Genomic DNA, 18,244 nt, shown 5'->3' on the forward strand with positions numbered 1-18,244 from the left:
TACAGATGTATCAGATGAATGTGCAATACGTTTGTACGAGACAGTTGTCTCATACCGATGTAGACTCCAGGCATGGGAAATCGTGAAGACCTGCTGGCCGGGGCCAAGCGCTGCCTGTACGAGAAGGGGTACGCCCGCACGACCGCCCGGGACATCGCGGCCGCCTCGGGGGTGGTGAGCCTCGCCGCCATCGGCTACCACTACGGGTCCAAGGAGGCGCTGCTGAACGCGGCGCTCTACCAGGCACTGGAGGAGTGGGGCGAGGATCTCGGGCGCATCCTGGAGGTCGAGGGCGCCCCGGACGCCACCCCGGAGGACCAGTTCGAGGCGACATGGGCCGCCATCATCCAGTCGTTCGCGGCCAACCGGCCGTTGTGGGCCATCCAGTTCGAGCTCATCGCGCACATCGAGCGGATGCCGGAGGTGCGCCAGGCCTTCACCGCGGCCGGCAGGCAGGCGCGCCTGGGCCTGGTCGAGCTGTTCCGGAACATCGGATCCGACGGTGACGAGAAGCAGGCGGAGAAGATCGGCTCGCTCTACCAGGCGCTGCTCAGCGGTGTGGCGTCCCAGTGGCTCCTGGATCCAGACAGCGCGCTGTCAGGCCGCGAGCTGATCCAGGCCCTGCGAAGCGTCACGGCGGCCCTCGGGCCGGTCACCGCGGAGGGTCAGACGGAGGTCGGCAGCGGGCCGCCGTTGTAGGCCATGGCATCGACGAAGGCCTGGAGGAGGTCGAGCTCGCCGCCCCCCGCCGCGTCGAGGTAGGCCCGGTGCAGGTTGAGCACGAGGCGCTCGGAGTCCGCCCAGCCGGCGAATTCTCCGAGATCGCACGCTCGCGCGGCCTCCAGCGGCGAGAGCCCGGCTCGGCGGCCGCTCTCGGCGGTGTCCAGGATGAGCCGGTAGTAACGTTCATGGGCCCCCAGCACGTCGGGGAGCGTCGCGGCGTCGAGGAGCGGGCCGTGCCCAGGCACGACGTGGGCCGGCTCGAAGGCGGCCATCCAGTCGAGCGACCGCAGCGCTCCCTCCAGCGAACCCATGAAGACCAGCGGCGTGAGGCCGTGGAAGATCAGGTCACCGCTGAAGAGCACCCGCTCCTCCGGGAGCCAGGCGACGACGTCCCCGGTGGTGTGCGCGGGCGAGCCCGGGTGGCGTAGCTCGACCCTGCGGTCACCGGCGAACACGGTGAGCTCGGAACGCAGGGTGATGGCCGGCACGCGCCGGGTCACCCCTCCCCAGTCAGGCACCGGCGTCCAGACCGGAGGACAGCCGTCGATGATGGGATCGACCAGGAGCCCGTCCCGCATGGCCTCGTGCCCGATGATGACGGTCGCGTCGGGCAGGAGGCTGTTGCCGTACGAGTGGTCGCCGTGCTGGTGGGTGTTGACGGCCATGCGGATGGGAGCGTCCCCGGTGGCCGTCCCCACGGCGTCGAGGAACCGGCGCGTGCGCTGCTCGGTGGCACACGTGTCGATCACGATGCAGCCGTCGCCGCCGGTCACCACCCCGGCGTTGTTCAACCACCAGGAGCCGTCGGGCTGCACCCACGCCAGCACCCCGGGGACGACCTCGTGCAGCGTGCCCGGCGCTCCGGCCGGGGATGAGGGCTGTTTCGGGGAAACGATCGTCACACCTGCCTCGACCTCGACGGACCGCCCCGGCGCGGCCCCCGCACCTCAGGGACCGGACCAGGACGATGAGGACCTTGCCTAGTATTCCGTACTCGACCCGTGTGCCGCCCGAAGGAACCTGCTGAGATCGTCGCGGCTCAGATGGGCCCTCCACACGCCCTCCGCGCCGTCGAGTCGCGCCTCGTTGACGGCATCGCGCGCCGCCGCCGACGCGGCGAGATCGGGCAGGTAGCGGCCTGCGGTGAAGACCAGGGCCCGGCGGATGTCGCAGGGGAGGGCCTCGCCCGGGTGGCGGGTGGAGAAGGCGGAAGCGGCCCTGACGATGTTCACGACGGACCAGGCCGATTCCGAGGCGTCCTCGGTGGCGCCTCGACCGGCCGACACGGCGGCCCGCAGGAAGTCGGCGGCGTGGGAGCTGAGGTCGACCTGGTCGTTGAGCCGTGCCGGGACGGGCACGCGGGCGAACCTGGTGAACGGCTCGGTGCTGCTGCCCTGGGTGTGCCACTGGTCGCTGACCAGCATCGTGGCGTATCGGAACCCCGACGGCGGATCCCCGAGCACGTGACGTGCGGCCTGCCCGTTCTGGCTCGCCCGATCGATGACCGCGACGACCGGGTCGAACTCGGCCCGTAGCTTGGGGCCGCTGAAGGTGCGGCTTTCGGCTTCCAGCAGGTCCGCGCTCGTGGATCCGGGGATCGGTATCTCGATCTCGCCGGCCGCTCGGGCGTCCAGCATGGAGCGGGTGACCTCCGCGAGAAAGCGGGAGTCCCAGATCTTGCCGTCCGGGCCGTACTTGAACAGCATGCCGACCGACCACGGGTCCGGATTCCTCGTGATCGCCGCCCGGGTCGCCTCCGAGAGCAGGGGCCGCCTCTCCTTGCCGGTGCCGAGGCGCATCTGGGTCGCCGCGGCCAGGGAAGAGCCGAGGGCGCGGAGGATGCTCGCGCTCTCGGCGCTGAACAGCGTCGCGCCCGCCCGGTTCGTCAGGGCCCGCGCCGCCTGGAGCGCCTGCGGGCAGGCCTCCGCCCAGAAGGCCGCCAGGTAGGCCTTGTCGCCGAGGTGCCGTGAGAGGTTCTCCGCCAGCGCAGGCAGGCCGGCGCTCGCCTGCTCCGGGTCCTTGGAGGTGACGGCCCCGGCCAGCGCCTGGGCGTCCTGGGTCGCCTCGGTGCCGCTCTGCCCGGTGGTCGTCCAGTCGAGGTGCACGGTGGGCGGGTGAGCGCGGTCGTGGTGGAACGCGTCGCCGCCAAGGCCCTTCCACCCTTTCTCCCGCGCCAGGTCGTAGGCCTTGGTGGTTCGCGCCTGCATGTCGCGGGCGTCGTTCAGCGCCTCGTCGATCAGGCGGGGCAGCGCGGCGAAGCTCACGCCGCTGTCCCACTTCTGCATCTTCTGCTGGATCATCGGACCGTGCCGGGCCAGCAGGGTGTGCAGTCGCTGGAGCCGGCCGGCCAGTTCCTGAAGGCCGGCGGGGTCGACTCCTACGAACTCGCTCATGCCATCCCTCTCCTGACGGGGCCTACGACGCGAGCTTGCGGCGCTCCGCCTCCTCCAGACGCGCGACCAGGCGGGGCTGTTCGGCGAGAACCGTATGGAGCAGGGCGACGAGCTGGCCTCGGCGAGCGTTCCAGCCGGCGGCCCACTGGTCGGCCGCCACGCCGTGCCAGGTCTGGGTGCCGAACATCGGGGGCACGGTCGCCAGCGCGCGGAGAAGGTCGTGCACCATTTCGGCGGCGGCGGCCATGTCCGCCTGGCACTGAGCGGCCTCGGATGGCGCCATGCGAACTCCTCCCAGCGGCGTCACTCGGGCGCGTGCTGACACCGCCTGTAAACCTAGGCGAAGCGCGTATCAGGTCACCAGGCTTCTACGTTCTGGAAATCGGAATTACCGAGCCGCGGGGTCTACTGGACGATGGCGAGCATGACGTCGGACGCGACGGGGCGGTTCTCCGGACGCTTCTCCAGGCACCTGCCCACCACCGTGGCCAGCGTGGGCGGCAGCGCGGACAGGTCGGGCTGCTTGGTGAAGATGCGGTTGAACACCGCGGCGATGTTGTCCTCGCCGAACGCCGGCCGGCCGGTGGCGGCGAACACCATGGTCGCCGCCCAGCTGAACACGTCAGACTCCGGTCCGACGCGCTCGCCGGAGACCTGCTCGGGAGACATGTAGGCAGGCGTGCCCAGTACACCGCTGGAGGTGGCGGTGGCGTTGTCGAGCACGCGCGCGATGCCGAAGTCGACCACTCGGGGACCGTCGGCGCCGATCAGGACGTTGCTCGGCTTGAAGTCGCGATGGACGATGCCGGCACGGTGGATGGCGGCGAGCGCGCCCACCGTGCCCAGCGCCAGCCGTACCAGCCCGTCGTGGCCGCGTGGCCCGCGGTCCCGTACGAGCTGTTCGAGCGACGACCCTTCGACGTACTCGCTGACGATGTACAGCCGCTGGCCCGCGATGTCCGCGTCGATCACCCGGGCGGTCGAGAACGGCGCGACCCGGCGGGCCGCTTCGACTTCCCGGAGGAACCGCTGCTGGGCTCCGGTCTCCGTGGCGAGCCGGGCGTGCAGGACCTTGATCGCCACACGTGTGCCCTCGGGGGTCTCTGCCAGGTAGACGGCGCCCTGGCCGCCGTGGCCCAGGACGCCGATCAGCCGGTAGCGCCCGATGTGGTCTGGTTCCCCGGCCGGCAGGGGCCCCGGCGTCTGCGTGGGAAGCGTCGAGGCGTTGTGCAGACTCTGCGGAGTGTGCGTGCTCGGGGTGTGCGTGCTCGGGGTGTGCTGCTGCCGTTGCTGGGGCGGGCGCGCCGGTTGGTCCCGCGGCGGTGCGTGCGGGTGCCGCTGGGGAGCGGCGCCCGGACGGTGCTGGTTCGGTGCGGTGGGGGGACGCTGCCCCATCGGAGCGGCGTTGGGGCGCTGCTGGTCCGGCGGAGCGGCGTTGGGGCGCTGCTGGTCCGGGCCCGTGCCGGGGCGGGGCTGGTTCTGGTACGGCGGCCGGGGGTGCTGCGGTGGCCGCACATGGTGCGGCGGGTACGGCACCGGCGGGAAGTGCGCCGGGCGGTAGCCCTGCGGGGGAGGAGGGAAGGAGGCGCCGCGCGGCGCCCCGGGCGCGAAGACGGCCGAGCGGATCGCCAGCGAGTGGATGAGCCCGCCGATCCAGGTGGTGAACAGGCAGGCGACGACGAGGAGCGCGGCCCAGTCGGGGAAATCCTGTGCCTCGGCATAGGCGATGACGAGTACGAAGAGCATTAAGAAGCTCAGGAGATAGAGCAGCGCGGCCACCGCGATCATCGGGGCGCGCTTCCGGTAGGCCGCGTAACCGATGGTGAACGGCGTGGCGGCCCCACAGGTGAACAGCGGAGCAAGGGCCCAGACGACGCTGATCGCGGTGGTGGACTGCGAGGGCCTGGCTAGCTGCATATCGCGAAGAATACGGAGATAGGCCGTAACACGCATGTTTTTGCCGGCACGGTAACGGGAGGAGTTCTGCGCCGTGACGGAGGAGGAGCGGTGCCGTCGCGGAGAGCTGTGCTGTCGTGGACGGAGGGGTTCTGTGTTGGCTGCGGGGTGGTGCGGTGGCTCGTCGGGGTGGGTGGGGTCGGGGGATGGACGGAGGCGATCTGTGCCGGATGGGGATTGGTGCTGTGGCTCGTCGGGGTGGGGGGATGGTTGGAGTGTTTGATCAACCTGTTTGGCCCTCCCGGCACCCGTTTGATTGGGGTGCCCGGTTGATGCCCACCCCGGGTGGGGGTCCATCGGGAGGCGGGAGTGGGGGTTCCCGGAGCGAGGGGAGGCCGGGCTGTCACGGACGGAGGAGTTCTGCGCGGTCGTGGGCACGGACTGCGTCTTTGGGGTGGAGGGGTCCTGCGCGGTCGCGGGCACGGTTGGGGTGGAGGGGTCCCGCGCGGTCACGGAGGAGGAGCGGTGCTGTCGCGGAGAGCTGGACGGAGGCGATTTGTGCTGGATGGGGATCGGTGCGGTGGCTCGTCGGGGTGGGTGGGGTCGGGGGGGTGGGGGGATGGTTGGAGTGTTTGATCAATCTGTTGTGGCCCTCCCGGCACCCGTTTGATTGGGGTACCCGGTTGATGCCCGCCCAGGTGGAGGGTTGATCGGGAGGCGGGAGTGGGGGTTCCCGGAGGGAGGGGGAGGCCGGGCTGTCACGGACGGAGGAGTTCTGCGCGGTCGTGGGCACGGACGGCGTCTTTGGGGTGGAGGGAGTTCTGCGCGGTCACGGAGGAGGAGCGGTGCCTTCGGGGTGGAGGAATTCTGCGCGGTCGTGGGCACGGACTGCGTCTTTGGGGCCGAGGGACTTGCGTCCTCGCGGACTGTGATTGATCCCAACCTGGGTGGGCGACACCTGGGTACCCCGATCAAACGGGTGCCGGGAGGGCCTCTCCTCGGTTGATCAAACACTCGGACCATGTCCCGATGCCACCCACACCAGGCGCCTAAGCATTGATCCTCACCTAGGGAATCCCGCCCGCGTCACGCTCACCTATACCAGGAAGATCCTCGGCCTGCCTCATCCGCCGGTGGCCTCGGCTTCCCTCTTTCGCCGGCGGCTCCGGCTTCCTTGGTTCACACCGGTGACCCCGGCATACTGCGTCCACCGATGACCATGGCTTCCCTCGTTCACACGCGGTGACCCGGCATGCTGCGTCCACCGATGACCACACGCGTCCTGGTCCCAGATGGCCCTTGACCCCGGTGAGCGACAACGGGGTACCCCGATGAGACGGTGACGCCGGCGGTGAATGGTCAGGGAAGGTAGATGGTGAGCTCCACCAGGTCGGCGGTGAGTTGCGGGGGGAGATCGACGGCGATGGACACGTCCTCGGCGGAGATGAAGCTTCCGACGCTGGCCCGCGCCTCGACCACGCGCGCCGCCAGCTCGGCGTTCATCCCGGGCAGACCCGCGATCACCTCCGCAGACGCGTGGTTCACGTCCACGAGCCCGCCGTCGTCGTAGTGGCGCGGCAGGTCGGGGCGGCCGATGCGCAGCTCGCGCGCCAGCGCCGGGTCGCGTTCGACGAGCTCGCGAGCCTGCTGCCGCAGCTCACGGCGGTGCTGGGCGAAGGCCACGGCGTAGTCGTTGGGCGAATCGGAGCGATCGAAGACCTTGTTGCGGATGATCAGCGAGTGGATCGTGCCCCCGAGCCAGCTTCCGCCCGATCCGAGGAACGCGAGCAGCGCCAGCCACGCCGGTGTGGGGCCGACGTCGTCCGTCACCACGGCCAGCAGGAAGGCCACCATGCCGAGCGCGTAGATGCCCGCCGAGATCCACAGCATCGTGCTGCGCAGCTTCGCCGCCGCGTATCCGATGGTGAACGGTGTCGCGGCACCGCAGGTGAACAGGGGTGCGAGGGCCCAGAACACGCTGCCCGCGCTGGAGGGCTGGGGTGGCGGGACGTGGGGCGGCGGAATGTGGGGCGGGAACGGGGGCTGGGGGCGGCCGCGTGGATCACCTGGCCCCGTCGGGCCGTACGGACCCGGGGTGGGCCGGTTGTACGGCGTGACACCGTGCTGGTCGCGGAGCGGCGGGAGGAACGGCGGGTTGCCGTGCCGAGGGTCCGGCGGCGCGTACGGCGGGCGACCGGCGTCGGGACGGGCCTGGCCACCGTACGGTGAAGGCCCCTGCTCGGGACCCGGCCGGTCGTACGGTGAAGGCCCCTGCTCGGGACCCGGCCGGCCGTACGGCGAACGGCCCTGGCCGGGGCGGGGGTCGGCGAGCGGAACGCGCCGGTTGTCCTGGTGTGGTGGCGTCTGAGGCGCGCGGCCCGGTAACGGCCGGCCCGTCTGGCGCCGACGCGGAGCGGTTGGACCGTTCGGATCACCGGGATCAGGGGGCGGGCTTCCTGGTGGCCCCGATCCCGGGCCCCCGTGGCCGTTGGTCGAGTGCATAACGCGAAGAATACGGCGTTCCCTGTCGTCGTGCATCGGCCACAAGGACCACATGCCAAGCCGGATAACTACCTAAAAATCGTGATGATTGTGGAAAACCGGGGGACGAGGGGCGCCTGCGCATTCACGAGGACGCTTATGTGCGCCATGATGTTGAACCGTGGCTCGTATACCAGGAGAAGGGCTGGCGAAGGGACTGGCTGTCACTCTTCGCCACATGCTGAGCAGGGCGGACACGCAGCAATACCCTGAGGTACGACCTGATCTGCCTCCCCGTAGCCGTGGTGTCATCGGCCTGGTCGAGGAGAACTGCACGGTCTGCATGCTGTGCGCCAGGGAGTGCCCCGACTGGTGCATCTACATCGACTCCCACAAGGAGACGGCACCGGCCCCCGAGGGCGGACGCCCGCGCGCCCACAACGTGCTCGACCGGTTCGCCATCGACTTCTCGCTGTGCATGTACTGCGGGATCTGCATCGAGGTGTGCCCGTTCGACGCGCTCTTCTGGTCACCCGAGTTCGAGTACGCCGAGCACGACATCCGTAACCTCCTCCATGAGAAGGACAGGCTCGGGGAATGGGCGCAGACGATCCCGATCCCACCCCCGCACGAACCTAACGCCGAACCTCCCAAGGAGATCGCCGCCGCCTCCCGGCCCCCCCGCGAGCGCCCCGGCCCTCAAGGGGGCACGACCAGGGGTGCTGCTTCCGGTACGACCAGTGGGATTGCCTCCGGTACAACCAGTGGGGCTGCCTCCGGTACGACCGGGGGGGCCGCTTCCGGTACGACCGAGCCCGCCCGGCCGGTCACGGGTCCCCATGCGGGCCACGCCGCCGTACGGGCGATCAGACCCCCCGGCGCCCTACCGAAGAAACCGACTCCCACCGAACCGGCATCCACCGCGCCCGCCAGCGGCGAACCGGCGTCCACCGAGCCCGCTCGTAGTGAACCGGCGTCGAGCGAGGCTTCTCGCATCGAACCGGCGTCCACCGCGCCCGACAGCGGCGAACCGGCGTCCACCGCGCCCGCTCGTAGTGAACCGGCGTCGAGCGAGCCTCCTCGCATCGAACCGGCGTCCACCGCGCCCGACAGCGGCGAACCGGCGTCCACCGAGCCCGCGTCGGCCGGGCCGGTGGCGGGTGAGCCGTCCGCGAGGGCCGAGGGCCCGAAGGGGCCCGAGGACACCGGGTCGCCGCCGCCCAAGGGGCCTCGAAGAGCGGAGGAGCCGCCGGAGTCGTCCGGACCGGCGGAGGAGTCGTGACGTTCGCGGCGCCGGGCCTGTGGCCGCCGACCCCGCAGGAGATCGTCTTCCTGCTGCTGGGCGTGGTGGCGGGCGGATCGGCGCTGCTGGTCGTCACCACCCGGCAGATCGTGCACGCGGCCCTGTGGCTCGTCGTCTCCTTCGGCGCGCTCGCCGGGTGCTATCTGGTGCTCACCGCCGAGTTCGTCGCCTGGGTGCAGGTGCTGATCTACGTCGGAGCGGTCGTCGTGCTGCTGCTGTTCGGCATCATGCTGACGCGCGCGCCGATCGGCCCGTCCACCGACCTGAACTCCGGAAACAAGGTCGCGGCCCTGGTGGTCGCGCTGGCGACCGCGGCCGTCCTGGTCACCACCGTGATCGGCGGTTTCCACACCGCCTACACCCCGCTGGTGCCGGGTCAGGGCGGCGCCGAACCGCTCGGGGCGAGCATCTTCAGGAACTGGGTCCTGCCCTTCGAAGCGCTGTCGGTGCTGCTGCTCGCCGCACTGATCGGCGCGATCGTGCTCTCCCGTACCGACATCGGCGGAAAGGACTGACGTGCACGTCGTCTACCCCGCCGTGCTCGCCGCGCTGCTGTTCTCCATCGGCGTGTACGGCGTGCTGGCCCGGCGTAACACGATCCTCGTGCTGATGTCGGTGGAGTTGATGCTCAACGCGGTCAACCTCAACCTCGTCGCCTTTGACGTGTGGCTCAGGGACAGGATCCACGGGGGTCAGGTGCTGACCCTGTTCGTCATCGTGATCGCCGCCGCCGAGCTTGGAGTGGGCCTGGCGATCGTCCTCGCGGTGTATCGCAACCGGCAGACCATCGAGATCGACCGCATCCGCGATCTCACCGAGCCCGGCGGTCCAGGCGACGACGGCCCCGCGCCCGGTGATCCGCCCCAAGGGGACCCCTTCCCGGGCGGCCCGGCCACCGCGGGCCCCTCGGCGGAACCCGGCGCTTCACGGCGGACGAGCGGGTCACCGGAAGTGTTATCGGCCAGGGACGGTGCGTCATGACCGGCGTGGTCGGTAGGGGCGGTGCTGTCATGACCGGCGTTGTCCGTGGAGACGGTGCTGTCATGATCGGCGTTGTCCGTGGAGACGGTGCTGTCATGATCGGCGTGGTCGGTAGGGACGGTGCGTCATGACCGGCATGGTCGGTGTGGCCGCGGCCGTTGTGCTGCTGCCGTTTCTGGCGGCGGTGGCCGGCCTGCTCGGGACCCGGAGGCTCTGGGGCGGCGGCGGCCCACCCGGGGCGATCCTCCCACCGGTCTACCGTAGGGCGGCGTGGACGGCCGTCCTGCCCACCGCGATCTCCACCGTGCTGGCGATCTGGCTGCTGGCCGGCCTCTGGGCGGGCAACGCCCTGCCCCGCGGCACGGCCTCCTACGGTGGTGCCGGCTCGCCGTGGTGGGGTGACACGCTGCCCGGGGTCGTCCAGGGCACGCTGTCGGTGATCGGCACCGGCGGGATCCCCATCAGCGTCGGCCTGCGCGTGGACGGCCTCGCCGCCCTCATCGCCGTCCTGGTGACCGTGGTGGCGCTCGCCGTGCAGGTGTATTCGGTCGGATACATGCGCCACGAGCCGCGCTACCCCTCCTTCAGCGCCTTCATCAGCCTGTTCACCAGCGCCATGCTCCTGGTCGTCTACGCCGATGACCTGCTGGTCCTGTACGTGGGCTGGGAGATCATGGGCCTGTGCTCCTACCTGTTGATCGGCCACTGGTGGGAGGACCGGGCGAACTCGCGGGCCGCGGTCAAGGCGTTCCTCGTCACCCGTATCGGCGACGTCGGCTTCCTCTTCGGCATCTTCACGCTCGGCCTGGCCGCAGGCAGCTTCCGGATCGACGACGTCCTCGCGCGGGTGCCGCAGATGCCCACCGGCATCCTGGTGGCGGCGACGATGCTGCTCCTGCTCGGGGTGGCGGGCAAGAGCGCCCAGGTGCCCCTGCACACCTGGCTGCCCGACGCGATGGCCGGTCCCACGCCGATCAGCGCGCTGATCCACGCCGCCACGATGGTCGCCGCGGGCATCTTCGTCGTCGCCCGCCTCTACCCCGCCTTCCTGGGCGCCCGGCCCACGCTGGACCTCCTCGCGGTGATCGCCGCCCTGGGAATGCTCGGCGCCGCGCTGGCGGCTCTGGCGCAGGACGACCTCAAACGGGTGCTCGCCTACTCCACGATCAGCCAGCTCGCGTACATGGCGGGAGCCCTGGCGGCCGGGTCCGACCAGGCCGCGATCTTCCACCTGATCACCCACGGCGCGTTCAAGGCGCTGCTGTTCCTGTGCGCGGGCGCGGTGATCCACGCCGTCGGATCGAACCTGATGAGCGACATGGGCGGGCTCCGGCGCACCATGACCATCACCTTTCCCGCCATGACCATCGGCTTCGCCGCTCTGATGGGACTGCCTCCCGCCAGCGGCTTCTTCAGTAAGGATGCCGTGCTGGCCTCGATCGAGCACGCCGCCATCGAACCGGGGCGGCTGACCGACGCCGCCGCCTGGCTGCTGTACGGCTGCGCGCTGCTGACCGTGGCCGTGACCGGCGCCTACGCGACCCGCGCATGGCTTCGCACCTTCTTCGGCGAGAGCCGGGTGCAGAGCGTCGCGCTGCCCGAGCCCGAGCCCGGGGTCGCGCACGTATGGGACGGCCGCGAGGCCCCGGCGACGATGCTGTGGCCGATAGGCGTGCTCGCGATCCCCGCGCTCCTCCTAGGGCTCGCCGGCGTCGGCCTGGTCGAATGGTCGTCCGCGGTGATCAGCCTGGTCGTGGCGCTGCTCGGTGCGAGCGCCGTCTACGCGGCCTGGCGCTCCGACCCGGTGACCGACCCGGCTCGCGTGCTCGGGCCGCTCCGGGTCCCGGCCGAGCAGGCGTTCTACGTGGACGCGGTGTACTCCCGGGTCCTGGTCGCCCCGGTGCTGTGGCTGGCCCGCCTTGTGGCCCGTACGGATGACACGGTCGTAGACGGGGCGGTGCGCGGGTCGGGCAGCGTCGCGGTGGGCGTATCGGGGCTGCTGAGACGCGCGCAGACGGGCAACGCCCAGCTCTACCTGACCGGCGTCCTGGCCGGTGTGCTGATCATCGTCGTGGGAGCGGTGGTGCTGGGATGAGCGCGCTGCTGATCGGCCTTCTGGCGGTCCCGCTGGCCGGGGCGGTCGTCCTCATGCTGCTCGCCCGGCCCTCCCAGCCATCCGAAGCCGGCGACCTGGTGAGTCTTTCGGTGTCGTCCGGGGCCGGCGGCCGGGAGGGTCTTTCCGCGCCGTCGGCGGCCGGTGACCGGGAGGGTCTCTCGGTCTTGTCCGGAGCCCCCGGGCTTTCCGTGCCGTTCATGCGGTGGTACGGCCCGGTGGTCTCCGGTGTGACGCTGGTGCTCGCCATCGTGCTCGCGGTGTCGTTCGACTACGGCAGGGCCGCGCGGCCGCAGTTCGAGATCGACCGGGCCTGGATCCCCGGGCTGGACCTCCGCTTCCACCTCGGCGTGGACGGCATTTCGCTCCCGCTCGTGGTGCTCACCGCGCTGCTGACGTTCCTCTGCTTCCTCTACCTCGTACGGCACAAGCCCGACGGCGAACGGTTCGGGGCGCTGGTCTTCACGCTGCTGGTGCTCGAAGTCGGCATGATCGGGACGTTCCTCGCCCTCGACCTGCTGCTGTTCTTCGTCTTCTTCGAGATCGTGCTGATCCCCATGTACTTCGTGATCGCCGTCTGGGGCGGCAAGGAGCGCAGGGCGGCGGCGGTCAAGTTCATCCTGTACACGCTGCTCGGCTCCGCCGTACTGCTTCTCGGCCTGCTCCTGATCTGGGTTCACACCGGCACCCTGGACATGGTCCGGCTCGCGCAGGCACACGGTTCGGGGATGTCCCGGGCGGCGCAGATCCTGGCGTTCCTCGCGGTGGGCCTGGGCCTGGCCGTCAAGGCGCCGATGTGGCCGCTGCACACCTGGCTCCCCGCCGCCCACACCGAGGCCCCGACGGTGGGATCGGTGCTGCTCGCGGGCGTGCTGCTCAAGATGGGCACGTACGGCTTCGCGCGCATCGCGATCCCCGTCCTCCCCGAGGGGGCAGCGGCGCTCGCCCCGTGGCTGGGCGCCTTCGCCGTCATGGGGATCGTGTACGGCTCGCTGGCCTGCCTGGCGCAGCGCGACCTGAAACGCATGATCGCCTACTCGTCGGTGGGCCACATGGGGTTCGTGCTGCTGGGGCTGGCGACGCTGACGCCTGTCGGAATGAACGCCGCGTTGTTCGGAAATGTCGCCCACGGTCTGATCACCGGGCTGCTGTTCTTCATCGCCGGGGCCATCAAGGAGCGGTACGGCACGGCGGAGATGTCCCGGCTGGGAGGCGGCATGCTGGGTCGGCTGCCGTATCTCGGATCCCTGCTGACGTTCGCCTGCGTCGCCTCGCTGGGGCTGCCCGGTCTCGCCGGGTTCTGGGGGGAGATGCTCGCCCTGCTCGGCGCCTTCCGCCCGGCTCCGGGACTGTCCCGGCCGCTCTTCCTCGTCTTCATGGCCATCGGCGGCCTCGGCACGGTGCTGACCGCCGCGTACTTCCTGCTCATGCTCTCCCGCGTGACGCACGGCAGGCCGGACGAGCCTGAGGGCAGGCCGGACGGCCCCGGCGGCGAGGCGCCAGGACCGGCGGAGGAGCCGCTCGTCTCGACCGCCGAGGCCGACGAGGAGCCTCGCGTTCGCATCATCGAGGAGCCCGGAACCGGTGGGGAGGAGCGACCGGCCTTCGCGGAGGAGCCGTCCTTCGTGGAAACGGCCGCCCTGCCGGAGGAACCGTCCGGCCTCCCGGTCGAGCCGGTGGCCACCGAGGCCGCCCAGGCGCCCACGGCCTCCGAAGCGGCCGGGGTTCCGCCTCCCGGTGAGGGCGCCGGTCCTCTCCCGGTACTCGGGTTCGGGCGGCTGCGGGACGTGACCCCGTACGAGCTGGCCGCCTGGACGCCCCTGGTCGTCCTCACCGTGGTGCTGGGTCTGTGGCCCAAGGCGCTCCTGGCCGTGACCGATCCGGCGGTACAGGCATTCCTGGGGGCACGATGATCCAGTCGATCGACTACGCGGCGATCGCGCCTCCTCTGATCCTGGCGCTGGTGGCCGGGATGGTCCTGCTGCTCGACGCGTTCCTGCCGCGCACTCCCCGCACCCCGCTCACGCTCGGCCTCGTCACGATGGCCGGCGTGCTTGGAGCCCTGGCCGCCGTCGTGGCGCAGGCCGTACAGGGCGCCAGGCTGCGTACCTTCTGCGTCCCCGCCGGGCTTCCGGGGGCTCAGGTGTCGTGCTCGTTCGTCGTCGACGGCCTGACGCTCATCTTCGGCGGCGTCATCCTCGCCGCCGCCGTGGTCGTGGTCCTGCTGTCATGGGCGCAACTGGCAGAACGGGCCATCCCCACGGGGGAGTGGTACTTCCTCCTGTTGTGCACGCTGACCGGCGCCGTCACGCTCCCCGCGTCCCGCGATCTGATCATGCTCGTGGTCGCGCTCGAGCTCGTCTCGCTTCCGGTCTTCGCGCTGACCGCCCTGAAGAGGTACGACGCCCGAGGCTCCGAGGCCGCGCTGAAGCTGTTCCTCGTCTCGGTGATCTCCACGGCCGTCATGCTCTTCGGCGTCTCGCTCCTCTACGGCCTGACCGGCTCGGTCCACCTCGACCGCATCGCGGCGCGGCTCGACGGCACGACGCCCGACGCCGGATCGGCCGGCATCCTGGCCGGCGGGCTCGGTGAGGTGCCCGGCGGCGTGCTCACGGTCGCCGTCGTGCTCGTGCTCGCCGGGTTCGGGTTCAAGGTCGCCGCGGTTCCGTTCCACTTCTGGGCGGGGGACGTCTACCAGGGCGCGCCCGTCCCCGTGGCGGCGCTGCTGTCGGTGATCTCCAAGGCCGCCGGGTTCGCCGGCCTCATCCTGGTGCTCACCATCGCGCTGGCCGGCCAGGCAGGGCTATGGGCGCCGCTCGTGGCGGTGCTCGCCGCGCTGACCATGACCGCCGGCAACCTGCTGGCCCTACGGCAACGCCACGCCGTACGGCTGCTGGCGTGGTCGTCGGTCGCCCAGTCCGGCTACATCCTGGCTCCGCTGGGGGTGGCGGGGAAGACGGCGGCGGCGGCCTCCACCGCGTACCTGGCCATCTACGCGGCGATGAACATCGGCGCCTTCGCGGTCGTCATGCTGGTGAGCCGCACCCGGGAGCGCAACGAGCTGGACGACTATCGCGGGCTGGCGTTCCGCAGTCCCGCCGCGGCGCTCGCGCTCGGCTTCTTCCTGATCTGCCTGGCCGGCCTGCCGCCGGGACTCGCCGGGCTGTTCGCGAAGATCGTGGTCTTCCGGGAGATCGTCCACGGCGGCGCGGGCTGGCTGGCCGTGGTCATGGCGGTCAACACCGTGATCGGGCTCTACTACTACATCGCCTGGACCGCCCGCCTGTTCACCCCCGCACCCGGGCTCGCCGCGGATGCCGGCCGTACCACCGCGCGGCCGGTCACGATCGCCATCGCGGTCGCGGTGGTGGCATCGGTGGCCCTTTCCGTCGCACCCCAACTGGTCCTGTCCGCAGTCGGCTGACAACCCCTAGGCCGGTCGCTTCTGACCAGGTGCGGGAACGTTCGGGCAGGCCGCGTACGTTGCCAGGAAAGAGCGCAACATCCGAGAGGGGGAAGGGTGCACAACAACGGCCTGCGTACCGCCGCCCTTCTGGGCGTCATGTCCGCCCTGATCCTCACCGTGGGAGCGTGGCTCGGAGGCGGTCGTGGTGTGCAGCTCGCCGTCCTCATCGCTCTGTTGATCAACGGGGTCTCCTACTTCTTCTCCGACCGCATCGCCCTGTCCGCCATGCGGGCGCGACCGGTCAGCGAGGTGGAGCAGCCCGCGCTCTACCGCATCGTGCGGGAGCTCTCCACCGACGCGCGGCAGCCCATGCCGAGGCTGTACATCTCGCCGACCATGCAGCCGAACGCCTTCGCCACCGGGCGCAACCCGCGCAGGGCGTCCATCTGTGTCACCTACGGCGTCCTGCAGGCGCTGAGCGAGCGCGAGCTCAGGGGCGTGGTCGCCCACGAGCTGTCGCACGTCTACAACCGCGACATCCTGATCTCCTCGATCGCGGCGGCGCTCGCCACGATCATCACGTACTGCAGCTACATCGCGGTCTTCTTCGGCGGCTCGGCCGACGACGACGATGGGCCCGGCTACATCGGGGCGCTGCTGATGATGATCCTCGGCCCGGTGGCCGCCGGGATGATCCAGATGGCGATCTCCCGGTCCCGGGAGTTCCAGGCCGACGAGTCGGGCGCCATGCTGACCGGTGACCCGCTGGGGCTCGCCTCGGCGCTGCGCAAGATCGAGCTGGGCACGCGCAGGCTGCCGCTTCCCGAGGAGAGCCGCCTGACCTCGGCGTCCCATCTGATGATCGCCAACCCGTTTCGCGGCGCGGGGGTCGGGCGGTTGTTCTCGACCCATCCCTCCACCGCCGCCCGGGTCGCTCGCCTCGAACGCATGGCCGGCTACCGCCGCTGATCCACCACGGTGCGGGCTCCTCTCGGCGCCGGACCGTCGGACAGGATGCGTACCCGGTGTACTCAGGAGTGGCGGGTCACGGGATCGGTCTCGTCGGTGGTCAGCCCGGGCAGGCCGTCGATGCTCTCCCTGTTGTGCTTGGCGCGGTAGGCGCGCTTCTGCTGGACGTCCTTGCGCTGCGCCCACTGGTCGAGCAGCGGGCGGTCCTTGTCGAAGGTCATGAACGGGACCGAGTACCCGCACGAGTCGGAGATGCGGTCGCACTCGACGACGATGACGGACCGGACGCCTGGGTGCGGGCCGAAGAGCTTGATCAGCTCGTCGAAGTCCTCGTCGTGCGGGGTGACGACCCGGCCGCGGCCGTACAGGCGGACGATGTTCGGCGGGCCCTGGAACGCGGCGAACATGATGGTGACGCGGCCGTTGTCGCGGATGTGGGCGATGGTCTCCACACCGCTGCCGTCGAGATCGAGGTAGGCGACCGTGGTGTCGTCCACGATGGCGAACGTGTCGGGATAGCCCTTGGGAGACATGTTGACGTGCCCGCCGTGCTCAGGAGCCGTCGCCACGAAGTAGACCGGCTGCTTGGAGATGAACTCACGCAGCCGGTCGTTCAGCGTTTCATGGACTTTGCCCATTTCCCCTCCTAGCCCCGCTCTTTGGGACTTTACCGGAGGGTGTGTCGCTGGCCAGCCGCAAGATCGAGGGGTGGAGAAGGACCGGAGGGCCTGTCGATCACTCGCCGGGGAGCCACCAGATCCAGGGGTCGGTCCGGACCTTGAAGGAGTCGATCTTCTTCAGGTCGCCGGTCGACGGGTTCACCGTGCTGGCCGTGGCCCGGACGATCCCGCCACCCTCGCCCCTCACCGTGAGATGCCAGAGCGTGAGCTTGCCGGACTCATCCCAGAAGATCTGGTACGCCATGTTGTCGGAGCGAATCGGGAGGTCGACGGCCGGGGAGACCGCGTCCGTCGACAGGTCGTACTGCCGCAGGCGCGGCTTGCCGGAAGAGGGTTTGATCACGACCCCCACGGTCACCCCGTCGTCCGCGAGCGCGACCGGCGAATTGTTCGACACCACCTGCGGGACCTCGCGGCGCTCCGCCTCCTCGCCGTCGGTGTCGTAGACCGCGAACTCCGTCGTGTTGTCACCGGTGAACCGGGACAGGAGGATCCGCCGGCCATCAGGGCTGAAGCCCTGGACGGTGTCGGCTCCGGGAAGTTTCCCGACCTGCCCGCCTCTCAGGTCGACGGCGAGCGTGGGCTTCTTGTCGCCGCTGTCCAGATAGTCGATGACCACCACGTCGCCGTCGGAGGAGAGGGTGATCTCCAGATCCAACATGCCGAGGCCCTTCGGGACCTTCGAGGTACCGCCCGGAAGGCTGCGAACCTTGCCGCTGATCACGTCCTTGCGGACCAGCTTGCGGTCGGACTTGCGGAAGTACACGATCTGCGTGCCATCCCCGCTGATGGCGAACGGGGCGCTGCTCTCCTTGTCGACCTTGCCACTGGCGGTTCTTGGGAAGACGGTGGCGTCGGGGAACTTCACGATCTTCCCGCTGCGCAGCGTCAGCTCCCAGACACCACAAGGCACGGGCGTATCACCCTTGGCACACCTGTCCAAGGAGGCATAACGCACGGCTTTTCCGGATTTAGCGGTTAATGCGCTTTGTGCCTTGAGCGGCTTTCGTACCGTTGGCGATCTTCTTGGTGTTGGTGGCTTTTGTGGCCTTCGTAGTGGAGGCGGCTCCCGTTTGCGCCTCCACTGGGACGGCTAGCGCGTTGGCCGTAACGGCTGTAGCCACCGCGAGGAGGGCGATTCTGCGCGCTTGCTTCATGGCGCGATCCTTTCGTCCCCCCAATAGATGCCATGAACGCATGAAATGTTCAGTCACAATTCGGCGACGACCTACACGGTGGTGCCACACGGACTGCGGTGAAGGGGGTGCCTGACGAGCGCGTGGCGTCTACCGTCACGGT

General features: G+C 70.1%; 14 protein-coding genes and 1 pseudogene. 8 read left to right on the plus strand and 7 right to left on the minus strand.

Annotated features, from left to right (window positions below; translation table 11 throughout):
• Window positions 1-72 precede the first annotated feature (72 nt).
• Window positions 73-699, plus strand: a complete 627-nt coding sequence (locus ABD810_RS05290) for a TetR/AcrR family transcriptional regulator (RefSeq protein ID WP_344934881.1) — start codon at window positions 73-75, stop codon at window positions 697-699.
• Here ABD810_RS05290 and ABD810_RS05295 read toward each other — a convergent pair.
• From ABD810_RS05295 to ABD810_RS05315, 5 genes are all read right to left on the minus strand, one after another.
• Window positions 666-1,625: an MBL fold metallo-hydrolase gene (locus ABD810_RS05295; protein WP_344934884.1), complete on the minus strand. Its 960-nt coding sequence runs from the start codon at window positions 1,623-1,625 to the stop codon at window positions 666-668. The two genes, ABD810_RS05290 and ABD810_RS05295, sit on opposite strands and share 34 nt — an antisense overlap.
• 78 nt (window positions 1,626-1,703) lie before the next feature.
• Window positions 1,704-3,116 carry a hypothetical protein gene (locus ABD810_RS05300; protein WP_344934886.1) on the minus strand — a complete coding sequence of 471 codons (1,413 nt, stop codon included), beginning with the start codon at window positions 3,114-3,116 and terminating at the stop codon, window positions 1,704-1,706.
• Window positions 3,117-3,138: 22 nt separating this feature from the next.
• Complete coding sequence (locus ABD810_RS05305; protein WP_344934888.1) at window positions 3,139-3,399, minus strand: hypothetical protein; 261 nt, start codon at window positions 3,397-3,399, stop codon at window positions 3,139-3,141.
• Between the two features lie 122 nt (window positions 3,400-3,521).
• Window positions 3,522-5,033, minus strand: a complete 1,512-nt coding sequence (locus ABD810_RS05310; RefSeq protein ID WP_344934890.1) for a serine/threonine-protein kinase — start codon at window positions 5,031-5,033, stop codon at window positions 3,522-3,524.
• A 1,338-nt stretch (window positions 5,034-6,371) separates the two neighbouring features.
• Window positions 6,372-6,989, minus strand: coding sequence for a ComEA family DNA-binding protein (locus ABD810_RS05315; RefSeq protein WP_344934892.1), 618 nt, complete (start codon window positions 6,987-6,989; stop codon window positions 6,372-6,374).
• Window positions 6,990-7,674: 685 nt separating this feature from the next.
• Between ABD810_RS05315 and ABD810_RS05320 the strand changes: the two genes are divergently transcribed.
• From ABD810_RS05320 to htpX, 7 genes and pseudogenes are all read left to right on the plus strand, one after another.
• Window positions 7,675-8,775, plus strand: coding sequence for a 4Fe-4S binding protein (locus ABD810_RS05320; RefSeq protein WP_344934894.1), 1,101 nt, complete (start codon window positions 7,675-7,677; stop codon window positions 8,773-8,775).
• The gene (locus tag ABD810_RS05325) at window positions 8,772-9,311 is read left to right on the plus strand and encodes an NADH-quinone oxidoreductase subunit J family protein (protein ID WP_344934896.1); all 540 of its coding nucleotides are present in this window, start codon (window positions 8,772-8,774) and stop codon (window positions 9,309-9,311) included. Before ABD810_RS05320 ends, ABD810_RS05325 begins: the two co-directional genes overlap by 4 nt.
• 1 nt (window position 9,312) lies before the next feature.
• Window positions 9,313-9,645, plus strand: a pseudogene (gene nuoK, locus ABD810_RS05330) (NADH-quinone oxidoreductase subunit NuoK); the annotation flags it as partial.
• Window positions 9,646-9,904: 259 nt separating this feature from the next.
• A complete protein-coding gene (locus ABD810_RS05335; protein WP_344934898.1) occupies window positions 9,905-11,872 on the plus strand; it encodes an NADH-quinone oxidoreductase subunit 5 family protein in 1,968 nt (655 codons plus the stop codon).
• The gene (locus tag ABD810_RS05340) at window positions 11,869-13,803 is read left to right on the plus strand and encodes an NADH-quinone oxidoreductase subunit M (protein WP_344934900.1); all 1,935 of its coding nucleotides are present in this window, start codon (window positions 11,869-11,871) and stop codon (window positions 13,801-13,803) included. The genes ABD810_RS05335 and ABD810_RS05340 overlap by 4 nt, the downstream gene beginning before the upstream one ends.
• Window positions 13,800-15,314, plus strand: coding sequence for an NADH-quinone oxidoreductase subunit N (locus ABD810_RS05345; RefSeq protein ID WP_344934902.1), 1,515 nt, complete (start codon window positions 13,800-13,802; stop codon window positions 15,312-15,314). Before ABD810_RS05340 ends, ABD810_RS05345 begins: the two co-directional genes overlap by 4 nt.
• Window positions 15,315-15,410: 96 nt before the next feature.
• Complete coding sequence (gene htpX / locus ABD810_RS05350; protein WP_344934904.1) at window positions 15,411-16,265, plus strand: zinc metalloprotease HtpX; 855 nt, start codon at window positions 15,411-15,413, stop codon at window positions 16,263-16,265.
• A 62-nt stretch (window positions 16,266-16,327) separates the two neighbouring features.
• Here the strand turns inward: htpX and ABD810_RS05355 are convergent, their stop codons facing one another.
• Together ABD810_RS05355 and ABD810_RS05360 are read right to left on the minus strand one after the other, a co-directional pair.
• The gene (locus ABD810_RS05355; RefSeq protein WP_344934906.1) at window positions 16,328-16,903 is read right to left on the minus strand and encodes a pyridoxamine 5'-phosphate oxidase family protein; all 576 of its coding nucleotides are present in this window, start codon (window positions 16,901-16,903) and stop codon (window positions 16,328-16,330) included.
• A 97-nt stretch (window positions 16,904-17,000) separates the two neighbouring features.
• Window positions 17,001-17,858, minus strand: coding sequence for a TolB-like translocation protein (locus tag ABD810_RS05360; RefSeq protein WP_344934908.1), 858 nt, complete (start codon window positions 17,856-17,858; stop codon window positions 17,001-17,003).
• Between the last annotated feature and the right edge of the window lie 386 nt (window positions 17,859-18,244).

Source organism: Sphaerisporangium flaviroseum, assembly GCF_039537005.1.
GTDB lineage: Bacteria > Actinomycetota > Actinomycetes > Streptosporangiales > Streptosporangiaceae > Sphaerisporangium > Sphaerisporangium flaviroseum.

Excerpts from the sequence above, each read along its gene's own strand:
- ABD810_RS05340 (WP_344934900.1), top strand. The coding sequence starts at position 11,869 with ATGAGCGCGCTGCTGATCGGCCTTCTGGCGGTCCCGCTGGCCGGGGCG.
- ABD810_RS05335 (WP_344934898.1), top strand. The coding sequence starts at position 9,905 with ATGACCGGCATGGTCGGTGTGGCCGCGGCCGTTGTGCTGCTGCCGTTT.
- ABD810_RS05290 (WP_344934881.1), top strand. The coding sequence starts at position 73 with ATGGGAAATCGTGAAGACCTGCTGGCCGGGGCCAAGCGCTGCCTGTAC.
- ABD810_RS05355 (WP_344934906.1), bottom strand. The coding sequence starts at position 16,903 with ATGGGCAAAGTCCATGAAACGCTGAACGACCGGCTGCGTGAGTTCATC.
- ABD810_RS05345 (WP_344934902.1), top strand. The coding sequence starts at position 13,800 with ATGATCCAGTCGATCGACTACGCGGCGATCGCGCCTCCTCTGATCCTG.
- ABD810_RS05300 (WP_344934886.1), bottom strand. The coding sequence starts at position 3,116 with ATGAGCGAGTTCGTAGGAGTCGACCCCGCCGGCCTTCAGGAACTGGCC.
- ABD810_RS05310 (WP_344934890.1), bottom strand. The coding sequence starts at position 5,033 with ATGCAGCTAGCCAGGCCCTCGCAGTCCACCACCGCGATCAGCGTCGTC.
- ABD810_RS05305 (WP_344934888.1), bottom strand. The coding sequence starts at position 3,399 with ATGGCGCCATCCGAGGCCGCTCAGTGCCAGGCGGACATGGCCGCCGCC.